This is a genomic window from Chlorogloeopsis sp. ULAP02 (assembly GCF_038404745.2).
Taxonomy (GTDB): Bacteria; Cyanobacteriota; Cyanobacteriia; order Cyanobacteriales; family Nostocaceae; genus Chlorogloeopsis.
In genome coordinates this window covers 1-16831 of the sequence record NZ_JAYKTT020000048.1, presented here as the reverse complement: position 1 = coordinate 16831, position 16831 = coordinate 1, and the positions used below count along the sequence as shown (strand labels likewise).

Below are 16831 nucleotides of genomic sequence, written 5' to 3'. Positions count from 1 at the left end.
GTTTGAGCAGATGGACAAACGGAATAATTGCTAGTGACTAGAACTAACCTTACTTCGATAGTACAAAGCATAGGTAAAAATCAATCTCTTAGTAGTATGACGCAAGATTTTTCTTGGTTGCATCGTGGTGTTGCAGAAATTTTTCCACAACCAACTGATTCTGACAGTGAAGTTGACAGTTTAGAAAAGGTCTTAACGACTACAACTCGACCTTTGCGAGTCAAATATGGAATCGACCCTACGGGTGCGGAGATTCATCTTGGTCATAGCATACCAATGCGAAAACTGCGAGCGTTTCAAGATGCTGGTCATATAGCAGTGCTGATTATTGGAGATTTTACGGCTAGGATTGGCGACCCTACAGGAAAATCGGAGGTACGTCGTCAACTTACACAAGAAGAAGTAGCGAAAAACGCTCAGAACTATCTTGAGCAAGTACGGCCAATATTAGACTTCGACACACCTGGCTCCCTAGAGGTAAGGTATAACTCCGAGTGGCTTTCTAAGTTGGACTTAGAAAAAATTCAAGAGTTACTTTCTACTATGACTGTAGGACAGATGTTGGCAAAGGAGGGATTTGCTGAACGTTATAAAAAAGAGAATCCTATTTTTCTGCATGAGTTCCTCTATCCGTTGATGCAGGGCTATGATTCTGTCGCGGTTGAGGCAGATGTTGAGTTGGGTGGTACTGACCAAAAATTTAACATAGCAGTTGGAAGGGATTTACAGCGCCATTTTGGACAAAAACCCCAATTTGGAGTACTACTACCAATTTTGATTGGTACTGACGGTGTGCAAAAAATGTCTAAATCTCTTGGTAATTACGTAGGTTTATTGGAACATCCAGCACAAAAATATCAAAAATTGCAGGGTGTTCCAGATCATCTGCTAAAACAATATTTTGAACTGCTGACTGATTTATCTTTAGATAAATTGCCAGAAAGCCCACGCGATCGCCAAAAATTATTGGCGCAAGAAATAGTCAGGCAGTATCACGGACAAGAAGCCATCACCCTGATTGAAGCAGGTGATGTACCTGAATTTTCTCTTGCTCAGGTGCAATTTCCAGCCAAATTATTCTACCTTCTCAATCTTACTCAATTGTGCAAAAGCAGTGGAGAAGGAAGACGAAAAATTCAAGAAGGCGGGGTACGACTCGACGGCGATCGCATCACCGATGTGGATACTTCTTTCCAGGAAGCAAGTGAATTATACGGACGAGTTTTACAACTTGGGAAAAACAAGTTTGTCAGATTTGTAAATTAATGGGTACTAGGTACTAGGAAAGAATCTAGCCTAGTCCCTAGTCCCTAGCCCCTTAATTTTGATAATGAACTACAGATGAATCCCGATCAGAAAATTATTGTTCCTTTAGATGTGCCGGATGAAGCAGCGGCGATCGCTCTGGTTGAGAAGTTGCCACAAGTCAGCTTTTGGAAAGTTGGTTTAGAATTGTTTACCAGCACAGGGCCAAAAATCTTAACTGAGCTAAAATCCCGCCAGAAGCGAGTTTTCCTAGATTTAAAATTTCACGATATCCCCAATACCGTTGTCGGTGCTTGCCGTGCGGCGGCTCGTTATGGAGTAGATTTGCTCACAATTCACGCTACTGCTGGTAGTGATGCCCTAAAAGCGGCAACAGAGGCAGTACAGGCAGGAGCTGCACAAGCGGGTGTGCAACCACCAAAACTTATTGCTATCACCCTGCTGACTAGTATTTCTTCTCGGCAGCTAGCTTTTGATTTAAAAATTCCTCTAGAGTTGCCAGAGTATACCCTTGGCATGGCACTGTTAGCTCAAGAATCTGGGTTGGATGGCGCAGTTTGTTCGCCCCAAGAGGTATCGCAATTACGGGAAACGTGTGGCAATGACTTTTTGTTAGTTTGTCCGGGGGTACGTCCGACTTGGGCAGAAAAAGGCGATCAAAAGCGATCGCTGACTCCAGTACAAGCACTAAAGGCAGGAGCAAATTACCTTGTGATTGGGCGTCCGATTACTGCTGCTGTAGAACCTGAGTTAGCTTGGAAGAGAATCTGCGAAGAGTTAGCAGTGCTGGCATGAATTTAGGTGTGAGAAAGATAAATTATAGATTGTGGGTTGTAGCTTTTGTTTTTTTGATTTGCGATTGGCTAAATTATCAAGCTTTAGCGATTAACCTCACTTCCCTAATATCCCTTTCCACCAGCACAAATGGTGGAAATATTCTCCCCTCTTCAACGATGGAGAGGGATGAGCCAGAGCAAGAAACAACTACTTGTTCTGAAAAAAATATAGAAACATTAACTACACGGCTGTTGCGGGATTTACCAGCCTATTCCAATAGAGCCACGCAACGTGCTCGACGTCTCAAAAGGTCAGTTGATATTTATAGTTATATGCTGGTAGCAGGAAGACCTGAATTTACACCGCTACCACTTAACCCTGCCGAAGATAACCTGGAAACTTCAAAATACACTTCCGAAGGAGTAGAACAAGTATTCTTTACTACCTTAGAAAGGCAGTATGTCAAAGGGAAAGCTGTTGAATTGCAGCAATTCCATTGGTTATTTTTGATAAAATCTCAAAATGGTTGGTGGATGGTAATGATGTTTTCTCAGACAGGTTCCTATCCCAAACAAAAACCACCCACTCCACCACGGGATAGTAGTAACAGTGCTGTTGCTCAAGCGATTAAGTCGTGGTTGCGTGATTGTCGTGCAGGAAGCTTGCGTGAGAACTTCAAGAAGTAAGTTGCCATTCTACTTAGTTAAATTTCCACGTTTTTGTGAGTCAAATTATGATATGAAAAATGTAAATGCCATAGCTATAGCCATGGCAAGGGTGTCATTGTGTTATGTGGGATGCGGTGATTTTTCACATCGTGTTTAATTAGTATTTTTAATCATTCATTTCAACCATAATTCTTTCTTTAGAGAGATTTTTATCATGTATACCTTCTCTCTTTAGGAAGATATTTTGATATCAGAAGATATAAATAGCTATTTAGATGTTACTTGCGTGTTAAGAAGGCGATCGCTTTACCGAAAAGCTGAATTTACCAGATTTTATCAGACACAAACCTGTTATACCTATTTTCTGCAACAAATACCTGGATCATACTTATAAGGTGAGTTTATCAAAGTTAGTTGGTGTTTCGCGATTAGAGAATTTTAGCGGCAGCCCAAAAATAACTAGAGAAAGTACCTATAGCAGTAGAAATGTAGTACAAATTTACGCCTGGAGATAGGGTATTCCTCATTGTTACGAATCTAAGCTGAGTATATTCAGTTACGCAAGTTGAGGAAAGATTATGCCTGGTGGAAACGCAAGTCATAAAGGCACTTCTGCCAAACCCAACGTTAATGCCAGCGGTTTAACAAATGCTGCCGATGATGCTGCACAAGATCCTCAAGAAGTTGTAGGAAATCGCAGTGATACTTCTACTAGAACCGATGAAGCAGAAGTTAACCCTGCTGCTGTTGAGCGTCCGCAAAAACCAAACGAGCAAGAGTAGGAAGTAAAGTTAGGGGTACAGTAGAATGCTGTATCCCTTTTTCATACTTTACCCAGGATGTAGTAGGCGATCGCATCAAATAAAGTTTTTAAATTCAAGTCCTGAAATACAAGTTTGTTTACCTTGTACAACATATTAAAAGCTATTAGGAAAAATATGCCCCTGTTTGCTCTATCTTTTAAACAATATTTGTCAGTAAAGCTGCCATATCATCCTATCTTTCCTGATATTCAAGTTGAATGATGGGGTAAAATTTAGGCTTTAAATCTAAAGTTCCGCAGAGTGCTCAAAAGTTAACTTTATTGAGCGATTTTGGGAGTCTTTCCTTTTAAGCCGATCATCAACTTGAGAGTAAATACCTTGAGCAAAGGTAATCGCTGCATAAACCATAAACCCAAGCGACGAAGTAGCACCAAAGGCAAGAAATGATTGGAGAACATTCGATCTAGCAAGTCAGTAAAACCTAAAATAACCAAGTTTTCCCGCTTGCGCCAACGTTCGTAGCGTTTGAGTACCTTGAGAGAACCAATATCTTCACCGACTTGGTGTGCTTCTTGGATTACCTGAGCTAAAGCTGCTACATCCCGAATACCCAAATTCAAACCTTGTCCACCAACCGGATGGCAATTGTGTGCCGCATCACCAACTAAAGCAAGTCGATGTAGGGCATAGCTATCGCTTTGCATCAACTGCACCTGAAAAATAAAGCGATCGCCCAGTAATTCCAGCTTGCCCATTTGGTTGCCAAAACGACGACTTAATTCACTTAAGAATTTTTCGTCATCTAAAGCACACAAAGCTTTGGCTTCTTCATGGGGCGCAGTCCAGACGATCCGGCAGCGGTTTCCCGGCAAAGGTAAAATTGCAAAAGGGCCACTAGACCAAAATTTTTCGTAAGCAGTGTGGTTGTGAGATTTCTCAGGTTTAACGAATGCCACAATACAAGACTGCCAATATTTCCAGCCGTGAGTTTTAATGCCAGCAGCTTGGCGAATACGCGATCGCGAACCATCGGCAGCTACAAGTAATTTGCTCTTGATTGTCTGCAATTTTTCTGCCACTTTGATTTCTATTGCCACCACATCCTGCTGGTAATCGGTACTCATTACTTCTGCGGGGCAAAGATAAGTGACGTTAGGACAATTTTGAACAAATTCCTGCAATGGATACAACAGTGCTTGATGTTCTGCCACATAGCCCAAATCTTTAGTACCTATATCAGCTGTTGCAAACTCCACTACATCTGGATAGTCAGCATCAGAAAGGCGAACGCGACGGTAAACTTCTATTTGGGGCAATATTTTGTCCCATACTCCAATTCCTTGAAAAATCAGCGCCGACAGCATATGCACGGCGTAAGCTTGCCCTTTGCATACCGCTGCTGATTCTACTTTTGCCTCCACTAGTAGCACGCTTAACCCGGAATCTTTCAAAGCTGAGGCGAGAGTTAAGCCGCCGATTCCGCCGCCGACAATAACTAAATCGTAATCGTATCCCTGCTTGTATGTATCTGTTTGAGCAGGAGAAATAGGTTGTAAAAGCTGTGCTTGAGCCATTGTTAAGAGAAATTACAGCATTTTAATTATTATTTTTACGCGATTAGCTTATGGAGGGCAAGTGCAGTAAGAGGCAAGGGAGAACTGCTTTTGTTACTTGCGAATGAAGTTTTGCAAAGCTTTTGAATCTAAACTGATTCTCCAGAAGCCTGCAAGAGGAGAGTCAGACAGTTGAGAATTACCGATGAAATTACTGTCATTATCTAAACCGATACTCAAAATTCCACCTAGAGGAAACTGCCCTAATTTTCCGAAACCTTCAATATGATTTGGATTAGCGATCGCTCGCTGCTTCAGCCGTATAGTTGTTTGCGAACCACCATCAAAATAGATTGTGGCTCTATTGTCCTTGAATCTTACCTGAACGTTGTAAACTCCACCAGTTGCGTAATAGTAAGCCTTGGCAGCTAACTTTTTGCCATCTATATTTCTCCCCTGATACTCCGCAGCTGTAGCAGGTGTGACTAGTATAAACAGGGCTGTAGCTAGGGCTAGCCCTAAAACTTTCATAGTTACCCCAAGTTAAAGTTTAATCTAGCTATATTTTCTAGGGTAGAACATGAGTTGATTTAGTAAATATCTTTGTGCTTTTAGGCTAAATAACTTGGCGCGATTGGAAGATGTGTAACTCATGCATACTTTTTTCACCGAAAACAATGGATCGGAAGCCTTGCCCATCGCCCTCAATTCTCACTTAGGAAAGGTAAGGTAACCTTACTTGGGATGGGTGTTAGAAATACCTATTATCCCAAATTATAAGTACTAGTCATAACAAAAAGTTATAATTTACGCAAACAGTGTTATCACCGTGGCAACTTCCACTCCCGTTGGATGAGTACACAGCAAGCCGAGTTGTTGTCTACTTTTTATTCAACAGCAGATGGGTTCCAATTAAGTTCTGTACCTTATCTAAAGCAATTCAACTTTACTATGATGGACTGCGCTCAGGTGAGGAAATTTTTTTGTTTCCCGATGGAGTAGATCCTAATGACTTCTATCCTCCTTAAGGATATGACAGAGTGACTACAGCAAAGTTAAAAGCTCCAGTTTAACTGCACTCCTACAATATCCACTTGATTTTCGTACTTCCCTCTGAGACTTCCTTCAGCTCTACTGACTTGTTCAATTGAACCATCATCAACAAACAAATGAGCATAGCCTACATCTATACTTAGAGAATCTGAAGGTCGATAACTGGCACCCACAGCTAACCAAGTGCGATCACTATCTGGAATTCGAGCAGTGCGATACTCATCTTTAACTGGAGTAGGATCGTAAGCAATCCCAGCCCGTAAAGTCAGTTGCTCCAAAACTTGGTAGTTAAAACCCAAACCGACTCGGATCGTATCTCGCCAATTTTGCGGTTGTACTGTACTTGATTGGGCTGGGTTATCAAAGTCAATTTGCAATTTATCAAAACGGCTCCAGTTTGTCCAAGTTACATCTCCCATCAAGGCAAATTTGGGAGAAACTTTTTGATAAATACTTAAAGAAAGTGTATCAGGTAGTTTTAATTCTGCTTCAGCATCTGTATCTGTGAATGCTCCACGCTGGGTAAGAGCCGCAGCAGCGGTGGGAACGGTAAAATCTGCTTCTCCTCTAAGTTGGTGAATAATAGCAGAACGATACGCTAATCCAAGCCGGGTATTGTTGTCAGGTTTATAAAGAATACCCAGGTTATAGCCTAAGCTCCAATCGTTACCTTCCACTTTCACAAAACCATCGGCAGATTGGGGTTGTGTTGGCAATCCAGCACTCAGCCCAATTAAGCCAAAATCAATTGCATTGGAAAGTTCAGCGTTGGCGTATTGCAGATTCACACCTGCACCAATTGAAAGTTGCTCGCTTAACTTTGCAGCGATCGCTGGGTTAATATTAATAGTTGTCAGCTGGGATTTCACTGCTTGATAACGTCCCACCCAGTTTGATTCATATTCGGTTGTCAGTGCAAATGGTACATTTACACCAATGCCAAGTTTAATGCGATCGGAAACACTCCAGTTTGCATACAAGTTCGGTACTACGGCGTTGACGCCCGCATCCCCACCTTCGCCCCCAGACAGGGGAGTACCGTTAAATAATGATGATCCTTGATTTTTAAAGCGGACTGTTGGTGCAATATAGAAAGCACCACCCTGAACAGAGCTACCCTCTAATTCCGTCAATCCCGCCGGATTGAAAAAGATTGTGCTGGCATCATCTACTACTGCCGCTCCTCCAGTAAAAGCATTACCTAAACCTTTCACACTTTGTTCAGATAGAGCAAACCCAGAAGCTTGGGCAACTTGGGAATGATGGCAGACAGTTAAAGCAATTGTTGGGAGTAGAAACCAAAATTGTAATTTTAAGCTTTGCATTTTAATTGCTAAGTCCAAAAATTTTGTTTGCTTTTTGGCAAACAAGGTTTTAGGTGATTTGAGTGTGCAAAATTTGGCTGGTGATAGCGGATTTTACCAGTTCTACTGGTTAGCTTTAACGTCAAGTATTATTTGTTCAAAATTAGTAAAGTGCTTTACTTGACGCGAAGCAGCCGATTGGCACCCATAAAAAACCCTCCACAAGGGAGGGGAGCAATAACTATAAAAGCATGAGAATATCCTCAATTGGGAATATCCTTACTCACTCGAATAAAAAAGTGAACAAGTGTTATGCAAATAAAACATAAATTATATGTAATTTTTCAATAGTAAACTTGCTATTACATAGGTATATAGGCGATCGCCTAATCTCGAAAGTAAAAAATCAGTATTAAGCAGAATAATTGTATTGTGGGCGTCTTCTGATAAATCAGCAATTATATGTACGACAGCTTATGACATTGCCACCTCAATTGCTCACCGATCCATTTTTGCAACTGCCAACCTCAACTTCTGTGAGAGTTGTGTGGTTTACCGAGTTTGCTGGTTACAAACACATGGTTTCTTACGGTGAGAATTTGACTCAAACTGTCTTTGCTAAAACTTCTAAACTGACTCGCACTCGTGAAGATCAACAATCACGTGTGAGAAGTCAAACTCAAGATGGACAAATTTATCAATATCCGGTTAAACGTCATATTTGGCGGCACGAGGCTGAAGTAATTAACTTAACTCCTGACAATAGAACTTCTTATCAAGTTACAAGTGTGCGTGAAGATGGGGAAAGTGTTAGTAGTAAGGTGTTTAACCTTGCACCAAATCCTACCTCCGGCACACCATTGAAAATTCTCCTCACCTCCGATCATCAAATCAAGCCTATGGTGGCAGCCAATTTACAAAAGGTGGTAGAAACAATCGGGCAAGTAGATGCAGTTTGGTTTGCAGGTGACTTAGCGAATATCCCCGATCGCGCTAGTGAATGGTTTGACGATAATCGCGGTGGTGCGTTTTTTCCTTGTTTACAAGGTCGTGCCAATTATGAAATGACATACAATGACCAAAAAACAATCTACACAGGGGGAGCTATTATTCAATATGCACCAATGTTTACTTGCATTGGTAATCACGAGATTATGGGGCGCTTTGCTAAAGAAGGGAGTTTAAACGAAGAATTTAACGATACAATTCCCCGTAAAGTTGCCTTCAATTTGTACGCAGAGAACTCGTTAAAAGAAAATTCTTTTAATACCGATACCTACGAAGAAATTTTTACCCTTCCACAGAGTATAGAAGGTGGAAAAACTTACTATGCAGTCAGCTTTGGCGATGTGCATTTGGTAGTGCTATACGCTACAAATATGTGGCGTTATAGTAGTAGCGATGACGGACACAAAGGAAAATACGGCGAGCCAGAAACAGAATTAAATCATCCTGAAAATTGGGGTTACGGACAGCATATTTATGAGCCGATTGCCAAAGGTAGCAAACAGTACAACTGGTTATTGCAAGAACTCAACAGTCTTGAGTTTAAACAAGCCAAGTATAAAGTGGTAATGCTGCATCATCCACCCCATACTTTAGGAGATAATATTATACCTCCTTATACAGATCCAGTACAGATAATAGAACGGGATGAAGATGGCAAAATCAAGACAGTGCGTTACGAATACCCCAAACAAGCAGATTATATAATTCGCGATGTATTGCCACTTTTGGAAGCAGCTGGAGTGCAGTTAGTATTTTTTGGGCATTCGCATTTATGGAATCGCTTTTGTAGTTCTTGTGGAATGCACTTTATCGAAACTTCTAATGTCGGTAACTCTTACGGTGCTGCTTATGGAGATAAAAAGCGTAAGAACCTACCACCTTGGCATAGTCATGATTACGTAGCAATTGGCGATCCATATGGCTTAGAACCAGTAGTACCGACGCTTGCGCCGATACTAGATGAGGATGGGCAACCAATGCCGTATATTTCCAGTAATGACATCACAGTTTTCAGTATCTTTGATACGGGTACAGGTACAGTAAGTAGCTATCGTTTTGATACGCGCAAGCCAGATGGGGAAGTGATTAAATTTGATGAGTTTAAGATGGTTAGTGGTTAGTAGGGGAGGCAGCAATTTTTGTAGGGTGGGTACTGTTCACGACATCAAAATAAGGATTTGAGGAAAGTTAAGCAGTGCCTACCTAATTTCATACTAATTCACGTTAATTACAATACACATGAATTTTGCCCAACTGCGATATATCGCGGCTCCACACAGTCTGTATTTGTATTAGATTTTTTGTGAAAGCCTGCCCATAAATTAATTAGTATTTATACTGTACTCAGATTAAAGTGGCGTGCAGTTCAATTTCTACTCCACCACGCAAAGCATTGGAGACAGGGCATCCTGCTTCGGCTTCTTGCGCAATTTGCTGGAAGGATGCTGTATCAATACCAGTAACCTGCCCTTGAGTTTCTAGACGCATTTTGGTAATTTTGAAACCACCTGTTTGTTGCGGTTCAATTGTACAAGTTGCCTGCGTTTGCACACTCTGGGGCTGATATCCTTTTTCACTCAATGTAAATGCGAATGCCATACTGTAACAAGCAGCATGAGCAGCGGCTAACAATTCTTCTGGATTAGTACCTGGGGAGTTTTCAAATCTGGTTGCAAAGCTGTAGGGGGTTTCTTGGAGTACTCCACTGGTAGCATGAATTTCACCTTTGCCGCTTTTTAAGTTTCCATGCCATACGGCTTTTGCAGTACGCTTCAAGGCTGCCATACTCCCACGTCCTTGATTTAAAGAAGCGATTTCATCTTAGTATGGTTAAATAGCTAATGCATATCTCACTGGGTAGAAATAAAGATTTGAATTTTAGACTGGTTTTTGCTCAGACACAATCTATGTAAGTTATTACCTTACACCATCGCTGCCAGGCGATCGCATTCTCCACAAACATCCTAAACAGCAATTGTCTGCCGAATCGGAATTTCAATCATAAATTCTGATCCTTGCCCTGGCTCGGAAGTGCAGTTCAAAAAACCTTTGTGATTTTCGACAATAATTTGGTAACTAATCGATAATCCCAAGCCGACACCACTACCCACGGGTTTAGTAGTAAAAAACGGATCGAATATTCGTGCTTTAACTTGTTCGCTCATTCCAGCCCCATTATCAATAATTTTGACGCGAACTCTACTCGAACAAACAAGCTCTGTACGAATCCGAATTTGTGGAATTAGGTACTGGTGATTGGGTACTGGGGATTGGGAAGTGTGGGAAGTTTGAAGAAGGGCGTGGGAAAAAGCGGGTGGAAAGTGTAGGGAGTTTTTCTCTTTCCCATTTTCCCTATCTTCCTCATCTGTTTCTCCCCCTCCTTTTCCTACTCGCTCTAATGCATCTACAGCATTATTAAGAATATTCATAAAGACTTGGTTGAGCTTGCTTGGATAGCACTCAACAGCAGGCAAGTCACCGTATTCTTTGATAATTTCAATCTGAGGATGGCAGAGATTATCTTTGAATCGATGCTGCAAAATTAATAAAGTACTGTCAATTCCCTCATGCAGATTAACTCGTTTCATCTCCGCTTCATCAAGACGCGAGAAGTTTCTTAAAGACAGGACAATATTACTAATACGTTTAGCGCCAGCTTGCATAGATTCTAAAAGCTTTGGCAGATCCATGACTACAAAGTCAAAATCTATGTCTTGCGATCGCTCAACAATTTTCGAGACTGGTTGAGGATAATTTTCTTGATACAGACACAACATATCAATTAAGCTGGATATGTATTGCTCGGCATGTGTTAAGTTACCAACAATAAAATTGATGGGATTGTTGATTTCATGAGCAATACCAGCTACCATCTGACCAAGAGAAGACATTTTTTCGCTTTGCACAAGTTGAGTTTGAGTATTTTTAAGATTTTCTAAGGCTTGCTGTAACTCTAAACTGTGCTTTTGCGCTACTTGGGCTGCTGCTTGCAAGGCACGTTCGGCAGAGGAGCGTTCGACAATTTCCACTAATAATTGTTCATTTGTATCTTGTAAAGCTTGTGTTCGCTTGTCAACTTGAATTTCTAGTTCATCTTTAGCCTCAAACAAGGCTTTTTCTGCCAAGGCTCGTTCTTGGTGCAAAGCTATTGCTGCCGCTGCTGCTGCCAGCAAATCTACTTCTAATGCATCCCAAGCGCGTGCTTCCATACAATTGTCAAAGCCTATAAAACCCCAAAATGTGTTATTTACAGTTAGAGGTAAAAGCAGAATGGAAAGAATTTCTTGGCAGGCAAGAATTTCTCGCTCAGATTCTGGAAATTCGGCGACTATACCTGCAATGATTTCACCCTTTCCTAAAACTTCTCCCCAACGGGGAAGAACTTTTTGCAAGGATACGTTTTGCAGTTCTGGTTTATCGATTTCTGGTTTGACATCTTTTGCACACCACTTGACACGCTGACTGGTAAGTAAGCATCCTGTTTTGTCTTGATGGTTCTCAAACAAGTAAACGCGGCTTGCTCCTGATGCTTGTCCAAGTAATTCTAAGATATGTGCGTAACAATTTCCAGCAGTATCATCAGCCAGCAATCGCCGTTGTACTTCTACCAGCGTTGCCAGGTAATGTTCCCGCTTCGCCAAGGCAACTTCAGTCTGTTTACGTTCCGATTCAGCTTTTTGACGTTGATTTGCCTCAATCGCTAAAGTTACTAAGTCTGCTATACAACCTGCAAAGTTTTGTTCTTCTAAAGTCCAATGGCGCACACCGCCTGTATATTCATGACAGACAACACCTACCATTTCACCTTCCACCCAAATTGGTGCATCTAACATAGATGTAACCCCTACAGCAGGCAGATAGGCTGTGCTAAATTCACTGGTACGCGCATCTGTATAGGCGTTATCGGCAGCAATGGTACGCTCTGCTTCCAAGGCTTGGAAGTATACTGGGTAGTCAACTGCCCTAAGTTCTACACCGCAGCTATGACGATTGGGGGTTTGTTCGTAGAGGTTGAGGCAGTGAATTTTGGAGCGATCGCTATTGTAGTGCCACACACTGACGCGTTCTAATCCGAGGGTAGTGGCGGCGGCTTCGGTAATTTTATCTAAAGCGGTATTTAAATCGCCTTGTGCCAAGTTTCTGCCTTTTGCCAGTGATAAAAGCACCTGGTTTTGTTGTTCTAAGCGATTGTGGGTGTGACGCAGGATCAATTCGCAGCTTTGCCATTCAATAATATTACTAAAGGTACAAATTACCTGTTCCGTACCATCCTGGGGCTGCGTATTTACCAGCAACCAAATGCGTTCGCAGTTATTGGGATGAGAAATACCCAAAATCAGATTTTCGTGGCGAGAAAGTAGTAAATGGGGGTTAGCAAAAGCTGTATTGTCTACTTGTGTAACTTGCCAGGTATGCCCAAAAGCAGAAGTTCCTAATAATTCTTGTTCTGAACGTTGTAACAATTTACAACCGATGGGATTACAAAATAAAATTTCTGCCTTTGCTCCCAATAGCATTACCCCTACTGGTATTTGACGCAGGAATCTTTTTTGCTCGAATGAAATCTTGGAGAAATACCCTTTCTTGCTGCTGTGATATTTAGTATTATTTGTAACCATATTGATAGAGTTAAAAAACTTTTTTCCCTTCTGCTTTCTGCCTCCTGCCTCCTGCCTTCGTTCTACTTTTGTGCGTACTTTCCAACAAAGAAGATGCACAGCCCTATATTAAAATATCATGCTAAGACTGTGCTTATCTTTACAAGAAGTCTATTCAGTAGAATTGTTATGATGATATATTATTTTTGACAAAAAATATAACCGAAAAAATACGGCTGTTATTTAAATTTAAACTAGTAGGCGCAACTGTGAGCCTTGTTGAGTTTTATTAACTTCTATGCGAGCAGCAAAAGCTTCTTTGAGGTGGGGCATATGGGTAACGGTGAGGATACAGGCAAAATCGGGGGCGATCGCGTTAATTGCTGCAATCAGGCGATCGCATCCTTCGTGATCTTGAGTACCAAAGCCTTCATCCACGATTAACATCTGTAATGCCGCTCCAGCCCTTTGTGCCAATAATTTTGCTAAGGCTAAACGAATGGCAAAGTTAATTCTAAACGCTTCTCCACCAGAGTAAGTTTCATAAGCTCGCGTCCCTCTGGCATCAGCAATCAAAATATCCAAAGTATCAATCAACTTACTATTTTTCTTAGTAGATTTACCGCTGCGTCCAGCTTTTTGAGTTACAAATTGTACGTGTAATTGATTTGCACTCAGGCGCGAAAGTAACTGATTTGTCTCTGCTTCAAGTTGAGGCAAGACATTTTCAATCATTAGCGTCTGGATGCCATTTTTACCAAAAGCCTGTGCTAGTTCCTGATAAGTGCGATATTGGTGCTTGACTTCTTGCAGTTGTTGTTGCTGTTGTTCGTATTGATGCTTGAGAACTTCCAACTGATGAGCCATTTGCTCTAAACGCCCAACTTGGGCAAGTTGTTCGTCAAGTTGACGTCTGCGAATTGCTAACTGCTGTTCTAGAGTTTGAATTTGGGCGATTGGGTTGGCAGTTTCTTGGAGTTGATGAACAATACTGTCGATTTGATGTTTGAGTTTTTGCCGTTCCACCCACCTCGCTTGCAAAGCCACCTGTAGTTCTTGCGCTCTTGTCTGAATTTGCGGATATTGTTGTTGCGCGGTTTGTAGTTGTTGATGGCGTAACTGCCAAGCTTGGGCTTGACGGACGGAGGCTCGTAGATTGTTATGCTGTTCTGTATCGTAGCCAAGTTCGCTAATGTAGCGATCTAAGGCAACAATTTCTTGAGCGCATTCAGAATCACTCGCCGCCTGCCCAATGGTGGCTTGCAGTTGGACAATTTGTGCTTCTAGTTCAGGTTGGCGTGCTGCTATTTGTGCTTCTCGCTTAGTTGCATCCTTAATCTGCCCTTGCTTGATTTCTGCCCAACGCCAGCGTTCCACTTCATTACGAGCTAGGGCATGATCTTGCTCATTGTAGTTTAGTTGTTGCAAATATTGTTCTAGCTCACGGAGTTCGGCTTGTTTGTTATGAGCGTAGTCTCCAATTTGCAGCGATCGCTCTAGTTGTTGCTTTTCTGTGGCAATATGTTGTATTTGCTGTTCAACATCAGTGGTAGCTTGCAACTGTGCTGCCAATTGTCCCCTTTGTTCGCGCAACCCATCATAGGGAGATAATAACTGAGATATCTCGCGATATTCCTGCCTCAATACCTGAATTTCTCGATCTGAGACAGCCATTTGTTCGCGAACTACCCACAACTGCTCTTCCGTATCCTTGTACTCAGTCTTAGTTTTGTCCACCACGCGATTCCAGTGATGTTCATCCAAAGGACGTTCACACAATGGACAAATTGCATTCGGAGTCTGGAGCATTTGCAATTTTTGCTCTAATTCTCCCAACAGCCTTTCAAAATCCCGTTGGTGTGCTTGCAATCTTTCAATAAAGTGACGTCTTTCCTGTCCTTTTTCTTGGACTCGTTGCAAATATACCCGCTTTTTCTCTAATTCCTCAATCTGTACTGCTACTTCCATTACCGCTTGTTGTAGTTGCGGTTGACGTCGCCGTGAAAGTTGCAATTGATTCTGTGTGGCTTCTAGTTGCTCTAATCGTGCTACTAACCCGGCATGAGTTTTATCTATTTGGCTTTGTAAAGTTGCCCTTTGTTGTAACAAAGGAGCTACTTGCATTTGCAACTGATCTAGCTGGGCAAGGTGTTGACGTGCCGCTGCTAATTGTGCCAAAGCTGCTTCTACTTCCCCTGACTTGCTCAGAGTTTGCTGAATCTCCTGTTGTTGTTGTTGCAAAGCTTCCAACTGCGCCTGTGCTTGTTGCAGTTGCCGTTCCAAATCGTGAATTTGTTTGTTAAGCTGTTGCTGCTTTTGCTGACGAGTTGTAAGAGCGCGGGTGTATTCTGCAAATTTAGCGCTCATGGCTTCTTCTTGAGTTTGCAAACTTTGGAACTGAGCGTATCCAGCTTTGATTTGGGATTCTTGAGTTAATAACTCTTCTAATGAAGATAGCTGACTTCTTGAGTTGGCTCGCTCTTGTTCAAGGCGATCGCAATCTCCTGTGAGATTTTGGTATTGTTGCCTAACAAAATTCAGTTGCTCTTCCCAGTTTTGGCGTTGGTGCTGTACAACTTGCAAACTTTGTAATTGGACATTTTCAAAAGCTTGTACCTGTTGCAGCCGCTCCAATTCGTTTTCTAACTCAGTACGTTTTTGGGTGATCGCATCTCGCTGTTGCAGTTGAGATTTCATCGACTCTATAGAACGCTCTAACTCTTCTGCTTTGGCTTTAAACTGACGCGATAATTCTTTTGCCCGTTCTTCTAATTCATCGTATTGATTAAGTTTCAATAACTCTGCTAATATCTCTTTGCGCTCACTAGGACGCTTAAGCATAAATTCATCTGCACGACCTTGGCGCAAGTAAGCAGAATTAATAAAAGTATCGTAATCCAGTTTTATATGTTGTAAAATTAAATCTTGCGTTGCTCTGACACCTTTACCAGTCAGCGAACGAAAACCATTTGGCGTTTCGATTTGAAATTCCAGAACACTACTACCACCCCGCGCTCTGGTGCGAATAACCCGATAAGTTTGTTGTCCACTTGTTTTGAAGGTGAAATCTACCCGCACTTCTTTTGTACCAGTGTGGATGACATCATCTTCAGAAGCAGCTCTGCTTTCTCCCCAAATCGCCCAAGTAATAGCCTCCAAAAGGGAAGATTTACCCGCACCATTGGCTCCACAAATACAAGCAGTATGTAATCCGCGAAAATCTAAAGTCGTATCACGATAACTGAGGAAGTTTTTCAGGATGAGTTGTACTGGAATCATCTAGGCTAGAAAACCACACATTTTTAATAAGTAGCAGCACAAGTACTCTGTTTGCTAGTCTAACTAGCTAAAAATCATGTTTCTAGTCTTTAAGACTCTATTTTTACAATTGTTAACAATAGCATGAGACATTTTTTCCTGTTAAGTTACCTTTTTTTACTATAGTTATATAAAAATAAAACCTAGTCTGACAGAATTCACTTTATTCTTCAACTACTCTTGACAACTTCTACAGTCAGAGGTGGTGTAACAAGGGATAAACAGCATATCTTTAAGTTCATTAACAAACTTTTTTGATGAAAACAGAACAAGAAGTTTTTTGACCAGAAAGTGTAGAACGTAGAAAGAATGGCAGGGGGTAGGCGCAAATTTTAATCACAAGGTTTAGCAAGTCACAGAAAGCGTTGCTATTTTACCCTCATCGCGAAAAATTGAAACTATTTGGTATTCCCTTTGTTTTTTCCCTTTGGCAAAGCTGGAATAGAAGGGATTTTGGGAATTCAAATCGTCAGGATTTTGATGATAGTCAGGAATTGCTTGTGTCATCAAGATGCATTTAAT

11 protein-coding genes are annotated in these 16831 nt (G+C 41.5%); 5 read left to right on the top strand and 6 right to left on the bottom strand.

Features of this window, described 5'->3' with window-relative positions:
* Window positions 1-96 precede the first annotated feature (96 nt).
* From tyrS to U2718_RS16855, 4 genes are all read left to right on the top strand, one after another.
* Window positions 97-1266, top strand: a complete 1170-nt coding sequence (gene tyrS / locus U2718_RS16870) for a tyrosine--tRNA ligase (RefSeq protein ID WP_342001801.1) — start codon at window positions 97-99, stop codon at window positions 1264-1266.
* A 75-nt stretch (window positions 1267-1341) separates the two neighbouring features.
* On the top strand, window positions 1342-2061 hold the full coding sequence (gene pyrF / locus U2718_RS16865; protein WP_342001776.1) for an orotidine-5'-phosphate decarboxylase: 720 nt from the start codon (window positions 1342-1344) through the stop codon (window positions 2059-2061).
* Entirely contained in the window at window positions 2058-2729 is a 672-nt protein-coding gene (locus tag U2718_RS16860) for a hypothetical protein (RefSeq protein ID WP_342001778.1), read from the top strand. The genes pyrF and U2718_RS16860 overlap by 4 nt, the downstream gene beginning before the upstream one ends.
* A gap of 560 nt (window positions 2730-3289) precedes the next feature.
* Complete coding sequence (locus U2718_RS16855; protein ID WP_342001781.1) at window positions 3290-3493, top strand: hypothetical protein; 204 nt, start codon at window positions 3290-3292, stop codon at window positions 3491-3493.
* Between the two features lie 299 nt (window positions 3494-3792).
* Here U2718_RS16855 and U2718_RS16850 read toward each other — a convergent pair whose 3' ends face one another.
* From U2718_RS16850 to U2718_RS16840, 3 genes are all read right to left on the bottom strand, one after another.
* Window positions 3793-5049 (bottom strand): FAD-dependent hydroxylase, encoded by a 1257-nt coding sequence (locus U2718_RS16850; RefSeq protein WP_342001783.1) that lies wholly within the window; start codon window positions 5047-5049, stop codon window positions 3793-3795.
* Between the two features lie 93 nt (window positions 5050-5142).
* Complete coding sequence (locus U2718_RS16845; protein WP_342001785.1) at window positions 5143-5559, bottom strand: hypothetical protein; 417 nt, start codon at window positions 5557-5559, stop codon at window positions 5143-5145.
* Between the two features lie 524 nt (window positions 5560-6083).
* On the bottom strand, window positions 6084-7406 hold the full coding sequence (locus U2718_RS16840; protein ID WP_342001787.1) for an OmpP1/FadL family transporter: 1323 nt from the start codon (window positions 7404-7406) through the stop codon (window positions 6084-6086).
* A 455-nt stretch (window positions 7407-7861) separates the two neighbouring features.
* On the opposite strand from U2718_RS16840, the gene U2718_RS16835 reads away from it, so the two are divergent.
* Window positions 7862-9514, top strand: coding sequence for a metallophosphoesterase family protein (locus U2718_RS16835; protein WP_342001789.1), 1653 nt, complete (start codon window positions 7862-7864; stop codon window positions 9512-9514).
* Window positions 9515-9737: 223 nt separating this feature from the next.
* On the opposite strand, the gene U2718_RS16830 is transcribed toward U2718_RS16835, so the two are convergent.
* From U2718_RS16830 to U2718_RS16820, 3 genes are all read right to left on the bottom strand, one after another.
* Complete coding sequence (locus U2718_RS16830; protein ID WP_342001791.1) at window positions 9738-10178, bottom strand: OsmC family protein; 441 nt, start codon at window positions 10176-10178, stop codon at window positions 9738-9740.
* 179 nt (window positions 10179-10357) lie between these two features.
* The gene (locus U2718_RS16825; RefSeq protein WP_342001793.1) at window positions 10358-13012 is read right to left on the bottom strand and encodes a GAF domain-containing protein; all 2655 of its coding nucleotides are present in this window, start codon (window positions 13010-13012) and stop codon (window positions 10358-10360) included.
* Window positions 13013-13240: 228 nt separating this feature from the next.
* Window positions 13241-16270, bottom strand: a complete 3030-nt coding sequence (locus tag U2718_RS16820; protein ID WP_342001795.1) for an SMC family ATPase — start codon at window positions 16268-16270, stop codon at window positions 13241-13243.
* Window positions 16271-16831: the final 561 nt, after the last annotated feature.